The 1,861-nt window shown below is 58.8% G+C and carries 1 pseudogene; it reads left to right on the top strand.

The window, feature by feature from the left end:
• Window positions 1-1,861 (top strand): annotated as a pseudogene (locus ACYVFD_RS35915) (hypothetical protein); the annotation flags it as partial.

Genomic DNA, 1,861 nt, shown 5'->3' with positions numbered 1-1,861 from the left:
TAGGGGCTAGTCTCTACACGGTGAGTGTGAGCAGTGGCACCTGTACGGCGTCCGCTAGTGCGACCGTGATTGGCAATGCCTTACCAGTAGCCAGTGCGGGAGCGTTAGCTACCACCGTGTGTGAAGGCTCAAGCATCAACCTGACGGCCAGCGGAGGCACCAGCTACAGCTGGAGTGGGCCCAACAGCTACACCAGCCTGTCTCAGAACCCCATCATTACCAATGCCAGCCCAGCCAATGCGGGCACGTATGTGGTAACGGTGAGCAACGCAACGGGCTGTAGCTCGACCACCAGTGTGAGCATCAGTGTACCCCAGGCTCTTACGTTAAGTATACTGGCCAGCACTGACCCGACCAGTTGCAGCCAGCCCAACGGCAGCATCCGCCTAGGCGGTCTGAGTGCCCCCAACAGCTATACGGTGTCCTACACTGTGAACGGGGGCTCAGCCATCACCACCGTGCTCAGCTCCCCCTTCACCCTGACAGGTCTGAGTGGGGGTGCTTACAGTGTGAGTGTGGCTACCAGTTGTGGTGTGGCTTCAACGACAGCGACCCTGTCGGCACCAACTAGCCTACCAGCGCCAACGGTGAATCCCAACCCGGTCACTGTGTGTTCGGGTAGTGATGCGGTGCTAACGGCTAGTGGCCTAGCCAATGCGACCTTTAACTGGACAGGCCCTAATGGCTTTATAGCTACAGGCTCGAGTGTTACGGTGGTGAGTCCACCGGCTCGGACGAACCTAGTTTACAGCGTCACCCAGACGGTCAATGGCTGCGTCTCACCAGCGGCCACGGTGACGGTAGTGGTGCAAGATCTAATCGATGTGTCCCCAACGGCCAGCTCACCGAGCGTGTGTGCGGGTCAATCCTTTACCTTAACGGCTAATTCCAGCGGAGACACTTATCAGTGGGATGGCCCAGGCTTGAGTCCACCCACCAACGCCAGTAGCGTGGTGGTCAACTCGGCCCCCAGTGGAGTCAACACTTACACGGTGACGGTGACCAACGCAGGGTGCGTGAACACGGGCACGGTGTCCGTGACGGTCAACCCCAGTCTTACGTTAAGTATACTGGCCAGCACTGACCCGACCAGTTGCAGCCAGCCCAACGGCAGCATCCGCCTAGGCGGTCTGAGTGCCCCCAACAGCTATACGGTGTCCTACACTGTGAACGGAGGCTCGGCCATCACCACCGTGCTCAGCTCCCCCTTCACCCTGACGGGTCTGAGTGGGGGTGCTTACAGCCTGAGTGTAACAGGAGCTACCAGCTGTGGGCTGGCTTCAACGACAGCGACCCTGTCGGCACCCGCCACACCAACAGTGGGCATTTTAGCCAGCAGCGTTCCATCAGCATGTGGTCAGAGAGATGGACGTATCGACTTGAGTTTAAATGGGCTGCCAGTGGGCAGTACCTATACGATTATCTACAGCAGTGGAGCCAGCAGTGGCACGCTGGTGAGTAGCACCAGTCCGGTGAACCTGACAGGCTTAGCGGCGGGTAGTTATAGTATTTATGCGGTGAGTGCAGGGGGCTGTTCGTCAACGACTCAGACGACTAGTCTAAGTGATCCCGGCTCACCCAGTGTAAGCATCAGTCCGTCTTTGACCAGTGTGTGTGTAGGCGGGGCAGTGACCCTGACGGCCAGCAGCACCACGGCTGGAGTGAGCTATGTGTGGAACGGTCCGGGAGTGGTTAACCAGCCGGGAGCGGTTCTACCGGTGAATGTGACGACGGTAGGGGCTAGTCTCTACACGGTGAGTGTGAGCAGTGGCACCTGTACGGCGTCCGCTAGTGCGACCGTGATTGGCAATGCCTTACCAGTAGCCAGTGCGGGAGCGTTAGCTACCACCGTGTGTGAAGG

It is taken from the genome of Spirosoma gilvum, assembly GCF_054776815.1.
The sequence above is the reverse complement of the archived record's forward strand: the minus strand, read 5'-3'. Positions and strand labels throughout refer to the sequence as shown.